This window comes from Neorhizobium alkalisoli (genome assembly GCF_002968635.1).
In the GTDB taxonomy this organism is placed as follows: Bacteria; Pseudomonadota; Alphaproteobacteria; order Rhizobiales; family Rhizobiaceae; genus Neorhizobium; species Neorhizobium alkalisoli.
The window spans coordinates 124,352-143,524 of record NZ_PVBN01000006.1 but is presented as its reverse complement, the minus strand read 5'-3'; the positions used below and the strand labels follow the sequence as shown (position 1 = coordinate 143,524).

The window sequence follows — 19,173 nt, the reverse complement described above, 5'->3', positions numbered from 1 at the left end:
CGAACGGAACCCCATAAATCGCCAAATCGACAGGAAAAGCGCCTGGCGTCGATTGTGGAGAAATCTGCCTTTGATGCTACGGCATAATTAATGATTTTGTCGTAATCACATGGCCAGAACGTGGGGCGGATCATGTCTGGCAATTTGCGAAGGGCGCGGTATACGCTTCTGGGTATTGCAGCGACATCGTATGTGGCTGTTTTTCCGCTTCTTTGGATTGCCGGTTTGCGCGTGGACTACGGCGTTCTCCTGCCGCCACTCTTGTGGTTCGGCGGCGCCACTGTTCTGTGCACCGCATACTGCTCCTGGCGAAACATGCAGGCACTGAGAAGCGCTGTCGAGCCGCTATCCATCGGTTTGCTCCTGGTCGTCCCCACAGTAATCTCGACATATCTCGCCATCGGAGCGGGGTTGCCGCTTGCCGACGCCTCGTTGGCGATGGCTGATGCCGCTATCGGATTTGATTGGGTCGCTTTTGTCGCCTTTGTCGATTCCCGGCCGTGGTTGGCCAACAGTCTGGGTCTGGCCTATCAGTCGTTTGTTGTGCAGCTGCTTGCCCTGCCGGTATTGCTTTCCATTCTCGGTAGGGCGGAGCGGGCATATCTGATGGTTGCCGGTTATGCGTTGATCTGCTTCCTCGCCAGCGCCATTTCAATCTGGTTTCCCGCAATCGGAGCCTATCCTTACTACCGGGTTGATGCAGATGCCCTCCAGAACATCAACATCCACTTTGGCTATTTCTTTCTCGACCAGTTCAACGGCGTCAGGGACAATCCAGACTTCGTTTTCTCCATCGCGAACGCGGCCGGCATTCTGACATTTCCTTCCGTTCATGCCGCCACTGCCGCACTCTGTGCATGGGCGGCCTGGGAGATTCGTCTGCTACGCTATCCCTTGCTGGTCCTGAATATAGGCATGGCGGCAGCAGCCGTCTCGCATGGCAGCCACTATCTGGTGGACATTCCGGCCGGTATTGCGGTGGCATGCCTTTGCATCGCGGCTGTGCGCGTTGCAACCGGTGCGGCCAACGCCTTCCTCCATCCGCGTGTGGCTCTGTCCGCCTAGGGTAAAAGGTGGCTTAGGCGAATGCGCACCGCGTCTGTATAAGTGCGACTCACCGGGATCTCGGCACCATCTTTCGTAATCACGTACAGCTTGCCGCCTTCGCGCTTCAGTTTTTGCACATGCGCTTCCGCCACCCAATGCGAGCGGTGCACCTGGAGGCCGGGCGTATCGCCGAGTTCCTTCAGCGCGTCCGCAAAGCGCAGGAGGACAAGTTCGCGGCCGCGGACGGTGACGACCTCGGTATAGTGATCCTCGACGGACAGACGCACGAGCGGTCCGCGATTCTGCGGTTTCAGGCGGCCGAGGATCTCCGGGTCGGACGGCTGGCGGCTAGCACCTGAGGGGCGGCCGGGGAACTGTTCCGATGCTGCCGATGGCGTAGCCACCGCGGCGATCTGCCGATGCATCGCCGTATAGGTGAGCAGACAGAAGAGGGCGCAGAGCGGAAGCGCCATCAGCGCACGGTGGAAGCCGTTAGCCGTTTCCCCCCAGGCTCCGGTGAAAGCGAAGTCGACAAGACCGAGCGCAAAGCCGATCGGCAAGGCCGCGGCGAGCGAGCCGGTCATCATGCGCAGCAGCGTGTTGCCGAGCCGTTCGCGCAGGAGGACTTCGGCGGCGAGCGCAAAGGTGATGGCGATCGCCCAGGTGACGGCATGCACGATCAACCAATAGCCAAGCCGTATGCCGAACGTCATGCGTTCAAATGTGCCGTAGGGGCCGCTGACCGCGAAGATGAGGACGACGAGCGAAAAGGTCATCCAGAAGCGCGGCGAGCGGATGAAGAGTTGCAATTCACGAAGCGTGGAACTGAAAAACGCCTGTTTCACGAAGTTTGTCCGCTGTCTGCGCCATTTCGGTTGAAGATGCGGGCAGTCTTGGCCGAAACAGGCGGCGAGTTCAATCGCTTGATGATCCAGAGGTAGCCTTGTGAACCTTCAACCGCTTCTCGACGCCCCGCTTGCCGTGCAGATCCATGTGGCGGCGGTCCTGCCGGCCGCCCTGCTTGGCGCTTACATTCTCCTCGATCGCAAGGGTACGCCGCAGCACCGGCTGTTTGGCAAGATCTGGATGGTGCTGATGGTGGTCACTTCGCTCTCCAGCTTCTTCATCCATGGGATCAACCTCTTCTACGGCTTCAGCCCGATTCATCTGCTTTCGATCTTCGTCCTCGCCGGCGCCTGGCGGGCGATCAGCGCGGCGCGTGCCCATAACATTCGGGCGCACAAGGCTTCGGTGATCGGCATGTATCTCGGCGGTATCGTCGGCGCCGGCCTCTTCACGCTCATCCCCGGCCGCATCATGAATGCGGTCGTCTTTTCCGGCGGGCCGAGCTGGATCCTGTTGCTCACGCTGGCCGCCATCGTTGCAATGTTCGTCTTGCAGCATCGGCTTGCGTCCCGTCGCGCCTGATCCGACAAAAAATCCCGAACCGTACCGATATCAGCCTTGCTGTCATGGACAGCTGCGGCTTGCGGGAATAAACACCGGCAATAAGGAATTTGCCGCAACGGCCATCGCTGAGGACCGCTTGCGCGGAGGAAATGCTCATGGCCGATGCAACTTCGAAGCCCGTCGCCGCTGCCGCAGCGGAGGTGACGGTCCTGCCGATCATTTTTGCCGTCAGTTTCTGCCACATGCTGAACGACATCATGCAGTCGATGATTTCGGCGATCTATCCGATGCTGAAGACCGACTTTGCGCTCGACTTCTGGCAAATCGGGATCCTGACGCTCGCCTTCCAGTGCACGGCATCGCTGCTGCAGCCGGTGATCGGCATCGTTACCGACAAGAAACCGTTTCCCTATTCGCTGCCGGTCGGCATGGGCTCCACCTTTGTCGGCCTGTTCATCCTGGCATGGGCACATTCCTACCCGATGCTTGTGATCGCCGCCTCGCTGATCGGCATAGGCTCGGCCGTCTTCCACCCGGAATCTTCCCGCGTCGCCCGGCTTGCCTCCGGCGGCCGCTACGGTTTCGCGCAAGCGACATTCCAGGTCGGCGGCAATTTCGGCCAGTCGATTGGTCCGCTGCTCGCCGCCTTCATCATCGTGCCGAACGGGCAGGGGAGCGTTGCCTGGTTCTCGGTCATCGCCATGCTCGGAATTGTCATCCTGGCCTGGGTGGCGCGCTGGTACAAGGCGCATATGGCGGCCAACAAGGGCCGGAAAAGGATTTTGAACGCGCACAGCCTTTCCAAGCGGACGGTGGCGACGGCGCTCGTCGTGCTGGCGTTGCTGACATTCTCGAAGAACATCTACATGGCGAGCATCAGCAGCTACTACACGTTTTTCGTGATCGAACGTTTCGGCGTCACGGTACAGCAGTCGCAGATCATGCTCTTCATCTTCCTCGGCGCCGTGGCGCTGGGAACGGTTGTCGGCGGCCCGATCGGCGACCGGTTCGGCTCAAAGGTGGTCATCTGGTTCTCGATCCTCGGTGCGCTGCCCTTCACGCTCGCCATGCCGTTTGCGAACCTTCCCGTGACCATCGCGCTTTCTGCGATCGTCGGCTTCATCATGGCTTCGTCCTTCCCGGCGATCGTGGTGATGGCGCAGGAACTGGTGCCCGGCCGTGTCGGCATGATCGCCGGCATCTTTTTCGGGCTCGCCTTCGGCATCGGCGGCATTGCGGCGGCCGTGCTCGGCATCTTTGCCGACCTTTACGGCATCAGTTTCGTCTATACCATCTGCGCCTTTCTTCCGGCACTTGGGCTGCTGACGGTCTTCCTGCCTGGCAAGAAGATGCTGCAGGTCGCCTGAGAACAAATCTTCCGCGGGGTGATGGCTCCTTTTTCCCGTCATCTGCGTTATATCGCGTGATGAGCGTTATTCGCGATAGGAGATCCTGAGATGGAATGGAAAGGCCGCCGTCAATCGGACAATGTCGAGGACCGGCGCGGTGCCTCCACGGGCGGCAGCCCGTTCGGGCGTGGCGGCGGGTTCCGCATCCCCATCGGCGGCGGGCGCCGAGGCGGGGGCGGGCTCAGCATCGGCGGCATCGTCCTCATTCTGATCATCTGCTGGATCACCGGCATCAATCCCCTGACGCTGCTTTCGGGCGGCGATATCGGTTTGGATGGCTCCGGCACGCAGCAGCAGACAAACAGAGCGCCCGCCAATGACGACACCACTGCCTTTGTTCGTACCGTCCTCGCCGAAACAGAGGATACCTGGAACGGCATTTTCCAGGCGAACGGCCAGACCTACCAGGAGCCAAGCCTGGTGCTGTTTTCCGGACAGGTGAACTCGGCCTGTGGCTTTGCTTCCTCCGCAACCGGTCCCTTCTACTGCCCTAACGATCGCAAGGTCTATCTCGATACGGAATTCTTCGGCGAACTCGAGCAGCGTTTCGATGCCGCCGGCGACTTTGCGGAAGCCTATGTCGTCGCGCACGAGGTCGGGCATCATGTGCAGAACCTGCTCGGCATCCTGCCGCGCTTCAACCAGGCGCGCCAGCGGATGAGCGAGACCGAGGCAAACCAGATGTCGGTGCGGGTCGAATTGCAGGCGGACTGCTTTGCCGGCGTCTGGGGCAAATTCACCGAGCAAAGGGGCATTCTGGAACGCGGCGATCTGGAAGAGGCGCTGAATGCCGCACAGCAGATCGGTGACGATACGCTGCAGAAACGCAGCCAGGGCTATGTCGTGCCGGAAAGCTTCAACCACGGCACCTCGGAGCAGCGCATGCGCTGGTTCAAGCGCGGTTTCGATACCGGCGACATGAAGGCCTGCGATACGTTCTCCGGGGAGGTCTGAGGTTTAGCCGAGATTGGCCGGTCTTCAGCTTGCTTTAAGGTCGAGGGAGGCGCGGTGTGCCGACGGCAGCGGCGCCTCAATCTCTCGATCGAAGCTCACTTGTACATTCCCTCGCGGAGGTTGATGCCGTATTCGACATAGGCCTTCATGGCGCAGAGCATCTGAGACCAGCCCTGACAATTGCCGTAGGAGGCGGTCAGTCCGCCGGGTGTTTCCCTCCAGCCTTCTTCGGCGATCGTCACCAGGGTGCGGTTGTCTTCGAGTGGTTCGAAGGTCATGGTCACGGTCGTCATGTATTTGCCGGCCGGATTGTCGCCGGGAGCCTCGCCGGGTTCACCTTCATTGGCCTCCCATTTCAGAACGATCTCCTTGTCTTTCTCGACCTTCACGACCTGCACGGGGAAAGCGCCCGGAAAGTCGTGAAAATCCCAGGTGACCGTTGCGCCGGTTTCCAGTCGCCCTTGTGCGCCGCCAGTCGTAAAATAGCCGGAGAGCTTCTTCGGATCGGCGACGGCCTCGAACACTTCCTCGACCGGCTTTGCGATCCGGCCCGATACCTTGAACTTCAGTTCCATCATCCTTCTCCCTTGTTCCGTTCAGAATAATGTTATAAAAAAACAACATGTCAAGCCGCGAGAAAAGTACCGGGCTTTTCAGGGTGTTGGTTCTGCCGGTTCGCAGGGCGATTCAGGAAATAGAAGGGCGGGCGACCATCGCCTTTTCCAAGGTGCGATCGCTGCGGGACGCTCGACCGCGTGAAGCGGGGTCTGGAGGATCAGCGGATCAGGAGTGTAGATCCGTAGAGCCCGAGCGCGAAAACCGTGTGAGCGGCGAGATTGAGAAAGCGGACCTTGTTCGGCTTCGGCGTCTTCGACGCGGCCCAGCCAAGCTCCATTCCAGGCTGCATGAGGAACCAGCCGGCGGCGACCGTAACTATGCCGAAGATCCATGCCGGCACAAAGGTCGGGGCAGAGAACCAGCCGAGCCCGACGATGAAGGCGAAAGCCACCCCATAGACGACGCCGACTGCGTAGTGGCCCGCCCAGCCGAGCGCCAGCTCGTGGGTATGGGGTTCTGCTGCGGCGATGCTCTCGTGGAACACGGTCCCGCGGGAGAGATGCCAGAACCAGCGTCCGCCCGGTGCCCAGTTGGCCTTGGGCTGGCCGAAAACGCGGTGCAGCAGGATTGCCCAGAGGTCCATAAGGATGGTGGCGCCGATGCCGATCAGAATGCCGCGCCAGAGAAGTTCGATCATGGGAAGGCCGCCATAGGAGAAGAGTTTCTCTCTATGATCTCCAGCCGCGAATGTCGAGCCGGACCGTGCGGTCAGGGGAACATCTTATCGGCGGTTGCTGTGGCGATCGTCTTGCCGCCGGCGTCGAGCGCCTTGACCGTGAAACGGTATTTGTGTTTTCCCGACGGCGGGCAGGGGCCGGTATAGCTGAAGGCGCCGTAGCCCAGCGATTTCTGACCGGTATAGTCGACCTTGCCGCCACCGTGATTGTAGTCAGGGACGTTCATGTCCTTCATCCGGATGTCGAGCTTCTTGGTTCCGGCGGGAACCCCGGACAAAGATATCGGCGGCGACTTGGAGTCGAAGCACTTCTTCGTCGAGCCCCAGTCGAAAGAAACCTTCATGTCTGCCAATGCTGTGCCGCCCGACATGAGTATAAATGCGATTGCCAGCAGGTTGCGCATAAGAAGCCCCCATTTTTTTGCGGAATTCCCCTTCCGTTAGACTGTAGCGAACCGGCTTCGCTGTCAATCTTACTTCTGATGCACGTATTGCTGCCAGGCGAGCGGTTGGGCGCTCGCCTGGTGCTGCTGATCGACTATTTCTCGCTGTCCATATGGGCGAGTTGGGCGGCAGGATAACGCGCGCCGGCGGCGGCACCTTTCGGTACCGCTCTTTCGATGGCGGCAAGATCGTCCGAAGACAGCGTCACATCGAGTGCGCCGAGCGATTCCGTCAGCCGGTCGCGGCGGCGGGCGCCAACAAGCGGGATGATGTCGCCTCCTCTCGTCGCAACCCAGGCGATCGCGATTTGCGCCACCGAGACGGCCTTGCGGTCCGCGATTTCCCGCAACGCTTCGACCAGCGCGAGATTGCTGTCGACATTGCCCTCCTGGAAGCGGGGACTGAAGGCCCGGAAGTCGCCTTGGGCCGCGTTTTCCTTCTTCCAATGACCGCTGATGAGGCCGCGCGACAGGACGCCATAAGCGGTGATGCCGATGCCGAGTTCGCGGCAGGTCGGCAGGATTTCGTCCTCTATGCCGCGCGAGATGAGCGAATACTCGATCTGTAGATCGCAGATGGGGGCGACCTTGGCTGCACGGCGAATAGTCTCGGCTCCGACCTCGGAGAGCCCGATATGGCGGATATAGCCTTCCTTCACGAGATCCGCCATCGCGCCGATCGTGTCCTCGATCGGGACATTGGGATCGAGCCGGGCCGGCCGATAAATGTCGATATAGTCGACCCCAAGCCGGGTCAGGCTATAGCCCAGAAAGTTTCGGACAGCTGCCGGGCGCGAGTCGTAGCCGTACCAGTTGCGCTTCGGATCGCGCAAAGCCCCGAACTTGACGCTGATGATGGCGTCTTCCCGTCGCCGCCCGCGCAAGGCCTCTCCGATCAGCATTTCATTGTGGCCCATGCCGTAGAAATCGCCGGTATCCAGGACATTGATACCTGCATCCAGGGCGGCATGGATCGTGGCTATGCTTTCGCTGCGGTCCGTGGGGCCGTAAAAATCGGACATTCCCATGCAGCCGAGGCCGATTGCGGAAACCCGCGGACCGGTCTTTCCAAGTTGGCGCGTGTCCATTGCTTTGCTCCTTGCTTAAAATCTCTGTCAGATGCGAGGCCCTTTTACGCCGGATTTCTTTGTGCGATAATCCGTATGGTCATGCACAGGGTGTTTGGATTTTCGTACAATGCCTGATCTTCCGCTGGCCGATCTCGACGCATTTGCAACCGTTGCGAGGCTCAGAAGTTTCCGTGCGGCGGGCAAGGTGCGCGGCGTATCCGCCTCGTCGCTCAGCGAAGCGATGCGGCGGCTGGAGACGCGTCTGGGGGTCCGGCTCCTCAATCGTACCACAAGAACGGTAACGCTTACGGAGGTAGGCGAGCGATTGCTGGAGCGTCTCGGACCGGGGCTGGCGGAGATCGAAGCGGCAATCGATGGCATCAACAGTTTCCGCGATACGCCCGTCGGGCGGCTCAGACTGAACGTGCCGGGTATCGTTGCGCGCAATATCCTGCCGGACATAGCCGGTCGGTTCCTGAAGCAATATCCCGGCATCACGCTGGAGGTATCAAGCAACGACGCTTTTATCGATATTCTCGCCGAAGGTTTTGATGCGGGTGTGCGTTACGAGGAATCACTGCATCAGGATATGATCGCCGTGCCGATCGGTCAGCGGGTCCAGCGCTTTGTCGGGGCGGCCGCGCCGTCCTATCTTGAGGAATACGGGATGCCGCAGCACCCGCGCGACCTCCTGCAGCACCGATGCATATTGCACCGCTTTGCAAGCGGGCGGATCGTGCCCTGGACCTTCGAGGAAAACGGCAGGGAGTTCACGATCCATCCGCCCGCCGTACTGGTGGCCGAAACCACCGAGCTTGAAGTGAGCCTCGCCTGCCAGGGGATCGGGATCATCTTCAGCTTCGAGGAGTTTCTGGCTCCTGCCCTGGGTAGGGGCGAACTGCTGCCGGTGCTGGAAGGCTGGGCCCAGGAGTTCTCCGGTCCGTTTCTCTACTATCACGGGCGGCGGCACATTCCGGCCCCGCTGCGGGCTTTCCTCGATTTTCTCAAGGCGGAACAGCGGCGCGCGCCGTAACCGATATCAAGCCGGCTCATCTCGCATCAAAAACTTTGAAATGTTCACGGATTGTTTCCTTTTCCGTTTGCGTTTATGTAGGCTTCGCGGCGACACGGTCGTCTTTCCAGAAACCACCAGATCCTAGAGAGACATCCGATGCTCGACCCGAAATTCGTTCGCCGCGGTCTTTTTCTGGTCTTCATGATCCTGTTCCTGGATGTCATCGGGATCGCGATCATCATGCCCGTGCTGCCGACGTTCCTGCGGGAATTGACGGGCGACGACATGAGCGCTGCCGCCGTCGACGGTGGCTGGCTTCTCCTTATCTATTCCGCCATGCAGTTCCTCTTCGCGCCGCTCCTCGGAAACCTGAGCGACCGTTTCGGGCGACGACCGATCCTGCTGGCATCCGTCCTTACCTTCGCGCTCGACAACCTGATCTGCGCGGCGGCGACCAGCTTCTGGATGCTGTTCGTTGGGCGGGTATTGGCCGGCATTTCCGGCGGCAGCTTCGCGACGTGCTCAGCCTATATCGCCGATATCAGCAATGACGAAAACCGCGCCAAGAATTTCGGCCTGATCGGGATCGCATTCGGTGTCGGCTTTACCGTCGGCCCGGTCATCGGGGGCCTCCTTGGAGAATTAGGCCCACGCGTGCCGTTTCTGGGGGCCGGTCTCCTGTCACTCGCCAATTTCATCGCTGCCTGGTTCCTGCTGCCGGAGACCCTCGACAGGGCCAATCGCCGCAGGTTTGAATGGCGGCGGGCAAACCCGCTCGGAGCGTTGCGCCAGATGCGCCATTATCCGGGCATCGGCTGGGTCATGCTGGTGATGTTCCTCTACTGGCTGGCGCATGCCGTCTACCCATCCGTCTGGTCCTTCGTTTCGGCCTATCGCTACGGCTGGAGCGAAGGTCAAATCGGTCTTTCGCTAGGGCTTTTCGGAATCTGTGCGGCGCTCGTCATGGCATTTGTCCTGCCGAAGCTCGTGCCGGTCCTCGGCGAATGGAAGACGGCGGTCCTTGGTCTTTCCTTTTCGTGCCTCGGACTGATGGGATATGCTTTCGCCTGGGAAGGCTGGATGGTCTATGCGATCATCCTTGCGACGACGATCGAAAATGTTGCCGATCCGCCGCTGAGAAGCATAGCGGCCGGCAAGGTCCCCCCGTCTGCCCAAGGTGAACTGCAGGGCGCGATGGCCAGTCTCACGAGTCTGACGACGATCATCGGTCCCGCGATCTTTACGCAACTCTTCGGTGCCTTCACCGGTCCGCATGCGGCGGTGGAGTTCGCCGGCGCACCCTACATGATGGCGGCGATCTTCATGCTGGTGGCCATTTTGGTGTTTTTGAGCAAGATTTCGCGGAAAGTTCCACTCGTGGTGCGGGAAAACGAACTCAGCCATCAGATTTCTTGAAGAGACGGCCAAAAATTCTGCTGAATCGCGGCAAAGTGTTGCCGCCCGGCGAATGCTTCTTTATACGCGAGGCATCCGCCGCTCGCCAGTTCCTGGAAGCGGCGTTTTTCGTCTGCGGAGGTGCCCATGTCGAGCTCGAGCCAGGCCATGACGTTCCAGGGGTCCACGGACAACTCCTGGTCTTCGCATATGCGCGCGACCTTCGCCCTTGGCGTGCCACTGGTGGGGGCACAGCTTGCACAGATGGCGATCCACACGACCGATGTCATCCTGGTCGGATGGCTCGGCACGACGGAGCTCGCTTCCGTCGTGCTTGCGACGCAGATGTTCTTCATCGTCTTCATCTTCGGCACCGGCTTTACGAGTGCCGTGGTGCCGCTCGTCGCGCAAGCTCTCGGGCACAACGATGCTATCCGCGTCCGCCGCTCCGTGCGAATGGGCTTCTGGATCGTCTTCGCCTATAGCGTTCTCACAGCGCCGCTCCTGTGGTTTTCGGAACCGATCCTGCTGCGGCTCGGTCAGGCGCCCGATGTTGCAGCTCTCGCGCAGAGCTATCTCAGGATCGCTCAATGGGGCATCTTCCCCGCGCTCGGATTGATGGCGCTTCGCAGCTTCGTCACGGGCCTGGAGAAGGGCAGCATCGTGCTTTACGTCACGATCGGCATGTTCCTGATGAACGCAGCCGTCGCCTATACGCTGATTTTCGGCCATTTCGGTGCGCCGGCGCTCGGGCTGCATGGGGCAGCGATCGCAGCGGTGAGCGCCAATCTCTGCGGCTTCCTGATTGCCGTCATCTATGTGGAAAGCCAGCCGCGGATGCGGGCCTACGAGATCTTCGTGCGGTTCTGGCGCCCGGACTGGGCCATGGTCCGCGAGATTGTGGCGCTCGGCTTACCGATCAGCTTTACCATCCTGGCGGAAACCAGCCTGTTTTCCGCCGCCTCGCTGCTCATGGGAATGATCGGCAAGCTGCAGCTTGCCGCGCATGGCATCGCGCTGCAGCTTGCATCCATCGCCTTCATGATCCCGCTCGGCCTTGCCCAGGTTGCGACGGTGCGCGTGGGTCTTGCCAATGGCCGCAACGATCCGTTGGGCGTCAGGCGCGCGGCGGTCGCCGTGCTGGCTATCGGTATTTTCTTCACCGCGATCGGCAGCGTGCTTTACGCGGTGGTTCCACGCGCGCTCGGTGCCTTGTTCCTCGATACCCGGCAGGCAGATGCAGAAACCGTGCTGGCCCTTGCCGTGCCGCTGATCGCAATTGCCGGTGCGTTTCAGCTCGTCGACGGACTGCAGGCGGTGGGAGCCGGGCTGCTGCGAGGCGTCAAGGATACCAAGGTGCCGATGATACTGGCTCTCATCGCATACTGGCCGATCGGGTTTGCCTGCGCCTGGATCTTTGCCTTCCCGCTTGGTTTCGGAGGGGAGGGTGTCTGGTTCGGTTTTGTCCTCGGTCTTGCCGCAGCCGCTGTCTTTCTCTGCGGGCGGTTCTGGCTTCTCGTCCGCCGCCAGAAAACGGCCCGCTGAGAACAGCGAGCCGGCTGCCGCTTCACGCCGGCAGAAGTTCGCGTAGCGTGACCGGCTGATAGAATCCGACATTGGCTTCGACCCCAAGACGCCTGTTCAGGGCCTGGCGGTCGATGCCGGCCTCGGCATCCGATTTCGCGACTGCGGCGATGACGGGTTGAAGGACGTGTTCTCCTTCGAATTTTATGATGGTGAGGAGGTTGAATTCTCCCGGCCCCGAATGCTGTTCGAGGATCAGATCCTCGACGAAGCCGGGCTGCGACCGGATGACCTCGTGCGTCCTTCCGATGAGACGCATAAACTCGTCGCGGGCATCCTCCGGCACCGAGAACCTGTTGACGCGAACGACGCGTGCCTTCTGTATTTCGCTCATAGAAAAACCCCTGCTCGTTTTGAACAGGGGCTTTGTGCGACCTCAAGCAAGGTTGAGGTCAATAGGTCATGATCGATTTTTTACGGCTGCAGGTCAGCGCTCGGCGAGAGCCGGTTCGCCCTTGCGCTCGCGAACGAGGTTGATGAAGCGGCGGAAGAGGTAGTGGCTGTCCTGCGGTCCCGGCGAAGCCTCGGGATGATGCTGTACGGAAAAGACCGGTTTGCCAGAAAGACGCAGGCCGCAATTGGTGCCGTCGAAGAGCGAAATGTGAGTCTCTTCAACACCTTCCGGCAGAGACTTCGAATCGACTGCAAAGCCGTGGTTCATGGAAACGATCTCGACCTTGCCGGTCGTATGATCCTTAACCGGATGATTGGCGCCGTGATGACCCTGATGCATCTTCTCGGTTTTCGCCCCGAGCGCCAGGCCGAGGATCTGGTGGCCGAGGCAGATGCCGAAGGTCGGGATATCGGTCCTGATGACATCCTGAATGACCGGCACCGCATATTCGCCGGTTGCCGCCGGATCGCCCGGGCCGTTCGACAGGAAAATGCCATCCGGCTTCAAGGCCAGAATGTCTTCAGCCGAGGTTTGCGCCGGCACGACGGTAACCTTGCAATCCAGGCCGGTGAAGAGGCGCAGGATATTGCGCTTCACGCCGTAATCGACGCAAACGATATGGTATTTCGCATCTTCCGGCTGGAGATCGCTGTAGCTCTCGTTCCATACCCAAGGCTTCTGCGTCCACTGCGAGGACTGGCCGGAGGTTGCTTCCTTGGCGAGATCGAGGCCTTCCAAACCGCTCCATGCCCCGGCTTCGGCCTTCAGCGCTTCAATGTCGAAGACACCGTTCTGATCGTGGGCGATCACCCCGTTCGGCGCGCCGTTCTGGCGGATCCAGGCCGTCAGCGCGCGGGTATCGATGCCCGAAAGCCCAATGATGCCGCGGGCCTTCAGCCAGGCATCGAGGTGCTTGGCGGCACGGTAGTTGGAGGGCTCGGTAATGTCGGCCTTGAAGATGACGCCGACCGCGCCGCGCCGGGCGGCGGGCGTCAGGTCCTCGATGTCTTCTTCATTGGTGCCGACATTGCCGATATGGGGGAAGGTGAAGGTGACGATCTGGCCCAGATAGGAAGGGTCGGTCAGGATTTCTTCGTACCCCGTCAGCGCGGTATTGAAGACCACTTCGGCAGGCACCTTGCCGGTTGCCCCGATGCCCGTTCCTTCGATCACCGTACCGTCGGCAAGAACGAGTATGGCGGTGGGTTTCTTGGTGGTCCAAGGGGCGGTGGCTGGAGCGGTCGCAGTCATGTTCATCCTTCTGCCTCACCGGCCCCATCCCTTGAAGAGACAGGCTGTAGAGGCCATCTATGGTCGTAGGAACGGGCGCGCAGGAACACCGGCGCTAGCCCTGACATTCTAAATCTCGTGCAGGTGCCGGAAAATAAACAAAGCGGGCGGGATGGTCAATCACGTGAGCCGAAGAATCCCTGACGATTATCCTCGTCAGAATTCAGTGGCTTAAGTGAATTGAATTGATTGACCCCGGCCCGTCGTTTATGACACCGGCTTGGATGACAAGGAAAAGCCACAATTCACCGAGCCTGCCCCGGCTTTTCCCAAGGAGAAAAATGATGATGCGCGACAAGCTTTCCGAAGCGCTCAAGGATGCAATGAAGGCCAAGGATACCCGCCGGCTTTCCACCGTGCGCCTGATCCAGGCGGCCATCAAGGATCGTGACATTGGCAACCGCGGTGTGGGCAAAGATCCGGTCAGCGACGACGATATTCTGCAAATCCTGCAGAAGATGGTGAAGCAGCGCGAGGAATCCGCAAAGATTTACGAGGATGCCGGCCGCGCCGAGCTCGCCACGCAGGAGCGCGAGGAAATCGAGGTCATCAAGGGCTTTATGCCGGAGCAGCTTTCCGATGAAAAGGTGCGCGGCCTCATCCAGGCGGCGGTCACTGAAACTGGCGCGCAGGGCCTGCGGGACATGGGCAAGGTCATGGCCGTATTGAAGGAAAAATATCCGGGCCAGATGGATTTTGCCAAGGCTTCAGGCGTGGTGAAAGAGCTTCTGAAGTAAGCTCACCATAGCAGCCGGAAAAGCAAGAGGCGGGAATCCGATTTCGGATTCCCGCCTTCCTTGCTTTTCTTGTCGCTCGGTGGTGACTGGGAGGCATGCCGCGTCACCGGCGTGGGCAGTTCGTCCATCTCCAACCTGTGAATAGCGGGTACCGTGTGTCATCGGTGTGGCATTCCTTTGGGCCGGCGCTTATATGAAGTTTGGCTCAGAGGTGAAGATGCGCTTTTCCAACAGTTTTCTCGACGAAATCCGCGATCGCGTGCCGATATCGGCTGTGGTCGGCCGTCGGGTGACCTGGGATCGCAGGAAAACCAATGTCTCGCGCGGCGATTATTGGGCCTGCTGCCCGTTCCATGGCGAGAAGAGCCCGAGTTTTCACTGCGAAGACCGTAAGGGCCGATACCATTGCTTCGGCTGCGGCGTATCCGGCGATCATTTCCGCTTCCTGACCGACCTCGAGGGACTGAACTTCCCGGAGGCTGTGCAGCAGGTTGCCGACATGGCCGGTATCTCTCTGCCCCAACCGGATCCGCAGGCCGAAAAGCGCGAGAAGGAGCGGACTTCGCTGCTCGACGTCATGGAAATGGCGACGCGCTTCTTTCAGGACCAGCTCCAGGGTGCGGGTGGCGCCAAGGCGCGGGCCTATCTGCGCGACCGCGGTCTGACAAGTCGCACCATCGAGACGTTTCGGCTGGGTTACGCACCGGAAAGCCGCAATGCACTCAAGGAGTTTCTTGCCGGCAAGGGCGTGCCGAAGGAGCAGATCGAGGCCTGCGGCCTGGTGCGGCATGGCGACGACATCCCGGTCTCCTATGATTATTTCCGCGACCGCATCATGTTCCCCATATTGTCGTCGCGGGAAAAGGTGATCGCCTTCGGCGGCCGCGCCATGGCGCCGGATGCACCGGCGAAATACATGAACTCGCCGGAAACCGAACTCTTCCACAAGGGGCAGGTGCTCTACAACTTCGCGCGCGCCAGGCGGGCGGCGCAGGCCACCGGCGGCAAGACCGAAGGTGCCACGATCATCGCGGTCGAGGGCTATATGGACGTGATCGCGCTGCATCAGGCCGGCGTTGAAAATGCGGTCGCTCCCCTCGGCACGGCATTGACGGAAAATCAGCTCGATCTTCTCTGGAAGATTTCGCCGCTGCCGGTCCTCTGCTTCGATGGCGACGGGGCGGGTCTCAGGGCCGCGAGCCGTGCCGCGGATCTGGCTTTACCGTTCCTGAAGCCGGGACGCTCTGTGCGTTTCGCGCTGTTGCCTGATGGTAAGGATCCGGACGATCTGGTTAAGCATGAGGGTAGGGCGCCGTTCGACAAGGTGATTTCGGATGCACGGCCGCTTGTCGGCATGATCTGGCAGCGCGAAGCCGCCTCGGCCAATTTCGAAACGCCCGAACAGCGCGCAGAGCTTGAGGCCCGGCTGAAACAGATCGTTTCCGTCATCGCCGATGAGAATGTCCGCCGTCATTACCAGCAGGAGATCCGGGACCGCCTGAACAGTTTCTTTTCGCCCGTGCAACGTGGCGGCAACGGCCGCCGCGAGGGTTTCCAACGTGGTGGAGCTCGGGCAGGAGGGCGCGGCGGGGTCGCACCTCAGGGAGCGGGAGCGAGCAGCCGCGGCGTAGGCGTTTCCGATCGTCTGGCCCGTTCCGGCCTGGTCCGCGGGCATCGAGACCTTCCGGCTCTTCGCGAGAGCGTGCTGGCGCTGACCATCGTCAACCATCCGCAGCTTCTGCTCGAGGAATACGACGAGATAGCCGCCATCGATTTCGAGAACCGGGACTTGCAGCGTTTCTGGTCCGCCATGCTGCCGGCTGCCGCAACTGCGGGTGCGAACCTTTCACGGGAATATCTCACACAGCGGCTCTCCGCTGAAGGTTTCGACGCGATCCTGAAATTGCTGGATCAGCAGATACGCAATGCCCGGCTGTGGACGGCGACGCAACAGGCAGCTCCCGAAGACGCCCGCGAAGGTTACCGCCAGGCTCTGTCCCTTCACAAACGAACGAAGGCGCTTCGCTTCCAGAAGATCGAACTGGAACGCGAGATTGCCGAGACGACCGAGGCGGGCGATGCAGGGGAAATCGAGCCGCTGCTCAGGGCGCTTTCGGAAGTCCAGCTCGAGATTATCCGCATGGAAAACCAGGAGGCCATCATCGACGGCTTCGGGGTCTTGTCCGGGCGGGTGAAGGGTGCTGCCGTCAGCCATGGCTGACGAAGCGAGTAATCCCGCTCTTGCCGAACGAGGTCTCGATCCTACCCTATGGCGAGTGATTCTGTTGTTGGGGAGATCAATGAGAATTTCGGGAAGCTGCCATTGCGGCAACATCACCTTCGAGGCGGAAGGCGAGTTCGACAAGGCCATGGAATGCAATTGTTCCTTCTGTCGCCGAAAAGGCGTGCTGCTTGCCTTCGTGCCGCGCGACAGGATGCGTCTCACGACGCCACGGGAGAACCTGTCGACCTATCACTTCAACAAAGAGGTGATCGCCCACCATTTCTGTGCCAGTTGCGGAGTGGCTCCGTTCAGCGAAGCGGTTTTGCCTGACGGCGCCGAGATGGCGGCGATCAACCTCAGATGCGTTCCGGAAATCAATCTTGCGGCCCTTGCGGTAACCCAGTATGACGGAGCATCTCGCTGAGGAACGCGGCTGAGCGACGTGCGCTCCGTTTGTGTAGACGCAAACCCTTGTCTTTTAGGGGGCGCCGCCTACATATCGGCTAAATCTGGTGAGTATACCCACAATAAAACCGGTTTTGACCGGGTTTTCCCAATTTTCCTGGGCATAACTTATGGAAAAGCTTGACGGAGCGTTAATTTGTGGGAATCACCATTTCAAGGCAGAATAGGCGGAGTGGGTCAATAGCACCGAACATGACCGGTGATCTCCTGACGGGACGGTCCTGTGTCAAATGCGGCCGCCGAATAGTAATCGGGAATTAAAGGTCATTCCGTTACGTGTTGAACAGTGATTCGCGGCAAGGCGAGCGGTCGTCTTAAGCCGGTGTCCACGAAGCGCGGCGAAAGTGGCGTTCAGGGAAAGTGACGAAATACATGGCAACAAAAGTCAAAGAAAACGAAGAAGCAGAAAACGAGCGCGAAGGCACGCAGGACGGTCCGCTTCTCGATCTTTCTGACGACGCAGTCAAGAAGATGATCAAGGCCGCCAAGAAGCGCGGTTATGTCACCATGGACGAATTGAACTCGGTCCTGCCTTCGGAGGAAGTTACCTCCGAGCAGATCGAGGACACGATGGCCATGCTCTCTGACATGGGCATCAATGTCGTCGAGGACGAAGAGGCGGAAGACGCCGCCGGTGGTGACGACGACAGCGATAGCGACAACGATGGTGAGGAGAGCGAAGGCGGCGAACTCGCCCCCACCTCCAGCACCGCGCTCGCGACCGCGAAAAAGAAAGAGCCGACCGACCGGACCGACGATCCCGTTCGCATGTATCTGCGCGAAATGGGTTCCGTCGAGCTTTTGTCGCGCGAAGGCGAAATCGCTATCGCAAAGCGGATCGAAGCCGGCCGCGAGACGATGATCGCCGGTCTCTGTGAGAGCCCGTTGACGTTCCAGGCGCTGATCATCTGGCGTGACGAACTCAACGAAGGCACGACCCTGCTGCGCGAGATCATCGATCTCGAAACGACCTATTCCGGTCCGGAAGCAAAGGCTGCCCCGCAGTTCCAGAGCCCGGAAAAGATCGAGGCCGACCGCAAGGCGGCTGAAGAGAAGGAAAAGAGCCGCAAGGCGCGGATGACTGCCGCCAACGACGACGACATCACGGCTGTCGGCGGCGACGGGCTTATCATGGAGGAAGAGGAAGAGGACGACGACGAGTCGAGCCTTTCTCTCGCTGCCATGGAAGCGGAACTGCGTCCGCAGGTCATGGAAACCCTCGACCTGATCGCCGACACGTACAAGAAGCTGCGGAAGCTGCAGGACCAGCAGGTCGAGCAGCGTCTTGCTGCGACCGGCACGCTGTCGTCCGCCCAGGAGCGCCGTTACAAGGAGCTCAAGGACGAGTTGATCACGGCGGTCAAATCGCTGTCGCTCAACCAGAACCGCGTCGATTCCCTGGTCGAGCAGCTTTACGACATTTCCAAGCGCCTGATGCAGAACGAGGGCCGCCTGTTGCGTCTCGCCGAATCCTACGGCGTCAAGCGCGACAGCTTCCTGGAGCAGTATCAGGGTGCCGAGCTCGATCCGAACTGGATGAAGTCGATCGCCAATCTGGCCGCCCGCGGCTGGAAGGAATTCGCACGCGCCGAGAATACGACGATCCGCGACATCCGCCAGGAGATCCAGAACCTTGCGACTGAAACCGGCATCTCGATCGCCGAATTCCGCCGGATCGTGTCGATGGTGCAGAAGGGCGAGCGCGAAGCGCGCATCGCCAAGAAGGAAATGGTCGAAGCGAACCTGCGCCTCGTCATCTCCATCGCCAAGAAGTACACCAACCGCGGCCTGCAGTTCCTCGACCTCATTCAGGAAGGCAATATCGGCCTGATGAAGGCGGTCGACAAGTTCGAATACCGCCGCGGCTACAAGTTCTCGACCTATGCGACCTGGTGGATTCGTCAGGCGATCACCCGGTCGATCGCCGACCAGGCCCGCACGATCCGCATTCCGGTGCATATGATCGAGACGATCAACAAGATCGTCCGCACGTCGCGCCAGATGCTGCACGAGATCGGCCGCGAGCCGACGCCGGAAGAATTGGCCGAGAAGCTCGCCATGCCGCTCGAAAAGGTCCGCAAGGTCCTGAAGATCGCCAAGGAGCCGATCTCGCTCGAAACCCCCGTGGGTGACGAAGAGGATTCGCATCTCGGCGATTTCATTGAGGACAAGAACGCGCTGCTTCCGATCGACGCCGCCATCCAGGCGAACCTGCGCGAAACGACGACCCGCGTGCTGGCCTCGCTCACGCCGCGCGAAGAGCGCGTGCTGCGCATGCGCTTCGGCATCGGCATGAACACCGACCACACGCTCGAAGAAGTCGGCCAGCAGTTCTCGGTTACCCGCGAACGTATCCGTCAGATCGAAGCGAAGGCGCTCCGCAAGCTCAAGCATCCCAGCCGCAGCCGCAAGCTGCGCAGCTTCCTGGATAGCTAAGCAGTC

Annotated in this window: 19 protein-coding genes; 11 read left to right on the top strand and 8 right to left on the bottom strand. The window is 60.4% G+C overall.

What is annotated here, in order from left to right:
- The first annotated feature begins 132 nt into the window (after positions 1 to 132).
- Entirely contained in the window at positions 133 to 1,065 is a 933-nt protein-coding gene (locus C5L13_RS14950; RefSeq protein WP_105384083.1) for a phosphatase PAP2 family protein, read from the top strand.
- Here C5L13_RS14950 and C5L13_RS14945 read toward each other — a convergent pair.
- The gene (locus C5L13_RS14945) at positions 1,062 to 1,892 is read right to left on the bottom strand and encodes a LytTR family DNA-binding domain-containing protein (RefSeq protein ID WP_245571276.1); all 831 of its coding nucleotides are present in this window, start codon (positions 1,890 to 1,892) and stop codon (positions 1,062 to 1,064) included. The two genes, C5L13_RS14950 and C5L13_RS14945, sit on opposite strands and share 4 nt — an antisense overlap.
- 100 nt (positions 1,893 to 1,992) lie before the next feature.
- Between C5L13_RS14945 and C5L13_RS14940 the strand changes: the two genes are divergently transcribed.
- From C5L13_RS14940 to ypfJ, 3 genes are all read left to right on the top strand, one after another.
- Positions 1,993 to 2,475, top strand: coding sequence for a DUF2306 domain-containing protein (locus tag C5L13_RS14940; protein WP_105384082.1), 483 nt, complete (start codon positions 1,993 to 1,995; stop codon positions 2,473 to 2,475).
- A gap of 137 nt (positions 2,476 to 2,612) precedes the next feature.
- Entirely contained in the window at positions 2,613 to 3,824 is a 1,212-nt protein-coding gene (locus C5L13_RS14935; RefSeq protein ID WP_105384081.1) for an MFS transporter, read from the top strand.
- Positions 3,825 to 3,914: 90 nt separating this feature from the next.
- On the top strand, positions 3,915 to 4,820 hold the full coding sequence (gene ypfJ / locus C5L13_RS14930; RefSeq protein WP_105384080.1) for a KPN_02809 family neutral zinc metallopeptidase: 906 nt from the start codon (positions 3,915 to 3,917) through the stop codon (positions 4,818 to 4,820).
- Between the two features lie 95 nt (positions 4,821 to 4,915).
- Here the strand turns inward: ypfJ and C5L13_RS14925 are convergent, their stop codons facing one another.
- The 4 genes from C5L13_RS14925 to C5L13_RS14910 form a co-directional block, all read right to left on the bottom strand.
- Positions 4,916 to 5,395 carry an SRPBCC family protein gene (locus C5L13_RS14925; protein WP_105384079.1) on the bottom strand — a complete coding sequence of 160 codons (480 nt, stop codon included), beginning with the start codon at positions 5,393 to 5,395 and terminating at the stop codon, positions 4,916 to 4,918.
- 200 nt (positions 5,396 to 5,595) lie between these two features.
- On the bottom strand, positions 5,596 to 6,075 hold the full coding sequence (locus C5L13_RS14920) for a DUF2938 domain-containing protein (protein ID WP_105384078.1): 480 nt from the start codon (positions 6,073 to 6,075) through the stop codon (positions 5,596 to 5,598).
- A gap of 71 nt (positions 6,076 to 6,146) precedes the next feature.
- Positions 6,147 to 6,518 (bottom strand): phospholipid-binding protein, encoded by a 372-nt coding sequence (locus tag C5L13_RS14915; RefSeq protein ID WP_105384077.1) that lies wholly within the window; start codon positions 6,516 to 6,518, stop codon positions 6,147 to 6,149.
- 134 nt (positions 6,519 to 6,652) lie between these two features.
- Complete coding sequence (locus C5L13_RS14910; protein ID WP_105384076.1) at positions 6,653 to 7,645, bottom strand: aldo/keto reductase; 993 nt, start codon at positions 7,643 to 7,645, stop codon at positions 6,653 to 6,655.
- A 109-nt stretch (positions 7,646 to 7,754) separates the two neighbouring features.
- Here C5L13_RS14910 and C5L13_RS14905 point away from each other — a divergent pair, with 109 nt between their 5' ends.
- Positions 7,755 to 8,660 (top strand): LysR family transcriptional regulator, encoded by a 906-nt coding sequence (locus C5L13_RS14905; RefSeq protein WP_105384075.1) that lies wholly within the window; start codon positions 7,755 to 7,757, stop codon positions 8,658 to 8,660.
- 138 nt (positions 8,661 to 8,798) lie between these two features.
- The gene (locus tag C5L13_RS14900; RefSeq protein ID WP_105384074.1) at positions 8,799 to 10,058 is read left to right on the top strand and encodes a TCR/Tet family MFS transporter; all 1,260 of its coding nucleotides are present in this window, start codon (positions 8,799 to 8,801) and stop codon (positions 10,056 to 10,058) included.
- On the opposite strand, the gene C5L13_RS28755 is transcribed toward C5L13_RS14900, so the two are convergent.
- A complete protein-coding gene (locus C5L13_RS28755; RefSeq protein WP_158693451.1) occupies positions 10,046 to 10,186 on the bottom strand; it encodes a hypothetical protein in 141 nt (46 codons plus the stop codon). The genes C5L13_RS14900 and C5L13_RS28755 overlap by 13 nt on opposite strands.
- On the opposite strand from C5L13_RS28755, the gene C5L13_RS14895 reads away from it, so the two are divergent.
- Positions 10,185 to 11,582 carry an MATE family efflux transporter gene (locus C5L13_RS14895; protein WP_105384073.1) on the top strand — a complete coding sequence of 466 codons (1,398 nt, stop codon included), beginning with the start codon at positions 10,185 to 10,187 and terminating at the stop codon, positions 11,580 to 11,582. The genes C5L13_RS28755 and C5L13_RS14895 overlap by 2 nt on opposite strands.
- A 22-nt stretch (positions 11,583 to 11,604) precedes the next feature.
- Here C5L13_RS14895 and C5L13_RS14890 read toward each other — a convergent pair whose 3' ends face one another.
- Together C5L13_RS14890 and carA are read right to left on the bottom strand one after the other, a co-directional pair.
- Positions 11,605 to 11,955 carry an antibiotic biosynthesis monooxygenase family protein gene (locus tag C5L13_RS14890; protein WP_105384072.1) on the bottom strand — a complete coding sequence of 117 codons (351 nt, stop codon included), beginning with the start codon at positions 11,953 to 11,955 and terminating at the stop codon, positions 11,605 to 11,607.
- Between the two features lie 93 nt (positions 11,956 to 12,048).
- On the bottom strand, positions 12,049 to 13,266 hold the full coding sequence (gene carA, locus C5L13_RS14885) for a glutamine-hydrolyzing carbamoyl-phosphate synthase small subunit (RefSeq protein WP_407070429.1): 1,218 nt from the start codon (positions 13,264 to 13,266) through the stop codon (positions 12,049 to 12,051).
- A gap of 323 nt (positions 13,267 to 13,589) precedes the next feature.
- On the opposite strand from carA, the gene C5L13_RS14880 reads away from it, so the two are divergent.
- From C5L13_RS14880 to rpoD, 4 genes are all read left to right on the top strand, one after another.
- On the top strand, positions 13,590 to 14,042 hold the full coding sequence (locus C5L13_RS14880) for a GatB/YqeY domain-containing protein (protein WP_105384070.1): 453 nt from the start codon (positions 13,590 to 13,592) through the stop codon (positions 14,040 to 14,042).
- A gap of 217 nt (positions 14,043 to 14,259) precedes the next feature.
- Positions 14,260 to 16,263, top strand: coding sequence for a DNA primase (dnaG, locus tag C5L13_RS14875; protein ID WP_105384316.1), 2,004 nt, complete (start codon positions 14,260 to 14,262; stop codon positions 16,261 to 16,263).
- A 79-nt stretch (positions 16,264 to 16,342) separates the two neighbouring features.
- Positions 16,343 to 16,690 carry a GFA family protein gene (locus tag C5L13_RS14870; RefSeq protein ID WP_105384069.1) on the top strand — a complete coding sequence of 116 codons (348 nt, stop codon included), beginning with the start codon at positions 16,343 to 16,345 and terminating at the stop codon, positions 16,688 to 16,690.
- Between the two features lie 413 nt (positions 16,691 to 17,103).
- On the top strand, positions 17,104 to 19,167 hold the full coding sequence (gene rpoD / locus C5L13_RS14865) for an RNA polymerase sigma factor RpoD (protein ID WP_105384068.1): 2,064 nt from the start codon (positions 17,104 to 17,106) through the stop codon (positions 19,165 to 19,167).
- Positions 19,168 to 19,173 lie beyond the last annotated feature (6 nt).